2 protein-coding genes are annotated in these 1331 nt (G+C 55.6%); both read right to left on the minus strand.

Annotation, left to right across the window (positions count from 1 at the left end):
- Nucleotides 1-179 precede the first annotated feature (179 nt).
- The gene (locus AAG565_RS15695; protein WP_348820585.1) at nucleotides 180-848 is read right to left on the minus strand and encodes a hypothetical protein; all 669 of its coding nucleotides are present in this window, start codon (nucleotides 846-848) and stop codon (nucleotides 180-182) included.
- A gap of 112 nt (nucleotides 849-960) precedes the next feature.
- On the minus strand, nucleotides 961-1323 hold the full coding sequence (locus AAG565_RS15700; protein ID WP_348820586.1) for a hypothetical protein: 363 nt from the start codon (nucleotides 1321-1323) through the stop codon (nucleotides 961-963).
- Nucleotides 1324-1331 lie beyond the last annotated feature (8 nt).

Here is a 1331-nt window from a genome sequence, read left to right on the forward strand (position 1 = left end):
TAGGTTTTCTGCTGTTGCGTCCTTCAACGGTACCGGACGTGACCACTCAAGATGCAGCTTCATCTCAAAGCCCCCTGATCAGTCGTAAGCCCCAACGCCAAAGCTCAGCCGACGTTTTGCCGCAGCGAAGCGAAGGCAAAACGGTCGGCTGGAGCGCCTTGTTAGCCCTTGATAGCGTGCTACTTGCTGAGGTAGCTGGCATTGCCGCGCACCCACGCCAAGTGAAGAGAAACGCTGGAACGAGAGCCAACCGAAACCATGCTGTTTTCTGTGGCGCTGCCGCCCATGAGCGACACAAACGCCGCGTAGTCATGAAACCACTCACTGGACTGGCTGAATGAGTGAACAAGCATGACTGCATGGGCTGCGTTGAAGCGTTGAGCCTCAATGATGGCCGATGCCGTGCGGTGCAGAAGCTGATAGCGCGTGGTGCCTGGAACTGAGGACAGGCCCAGCAGAGAAAGCAGATATGCAAGGCGCTCTGCTTTGCCGGGGCTGGACTCTGCTTGCCACTCTTGGACGGTGGGGCCGAATGGCTCAGAAACCTTGCCCTCTACCGCTATGGAAATGAGCTGACCATTGCAGCGAGCAAGAACCCAGATGTCGTTTTGGGACGAGCGAGAACCGCCGGGCAATGGGACTTTGTGCTCTGGCAGGGCGAGCAATAGCTCTGCCGATGGGAACTGAGACGCCAGAACAGACCCAACCTCTGTGGGAAAGCCGCTGGCCTCTTGCCATGAGTAGGCAAGGGTGCGAGCGGAATAACCCTGACGCCAGTGTTTAACCGGCTCAGCGAGAAACTGCGCCCATTGCTCTGCGTTTGAAGTAGGAATGAAGATTTGGCTCAAGGTGCGGCTCTCCTGCTTTTCACGGGCTAACGTCCAAGGTAAGGGGCTGGCTGGAAGCGGGCGAAGTCCGCTGTAAGCCAGTCCCGCTTGACCGCAGTGTTAGGTGTGGACATTACCGAAGCCTTTGGCCTTGCCGATAATGGGCAGGCGACAAACGTTTGATTGCGTCGAATGCCGCGATGTATTCCGATACGCCCCAAAGCCAGGCCTCTTGAATTTCGTAGCGTTGGTTGTAATGCACCCAAACAAGAAAATCCCATTCGTAGTTTGTTGCTTTGGGCACCCAAGTAACAAAGCTACCTGGCTTGCCACTAGGGCGATTGCCTTTGACCTGATAGCGGGCACCACGAAACACGAAGTCGTGTCCTTTTTGAACTGTTGTTTTTCGCCTCTCTTGAAATTTGAGTGGGTAGATTGGACGGTATGGGAGCCGTCCGGCTGGCGGCCATGATGAGTGGGAACGATTTGTATGCATGACAGGTT

Source organism: Fontimonas sp. SYSU GA230001 (assembly GCF_040066175.1).
Lineage (GTDB): Bacteria > Pseudomonadota > Gammaproteobacteria > Nevskiales > Nevskiaceae > Solimonas.

Bases quoted from the DNA above. Each gene is read 5' to 3' on its own strand.
- AAG565_RS15700 (WP_348820586.1), bottom strand. From the start codon at position 1,323: ATGCATACAAATCGTTCCCACTCATCATGGCCGCCAGCCGGACGGCTC.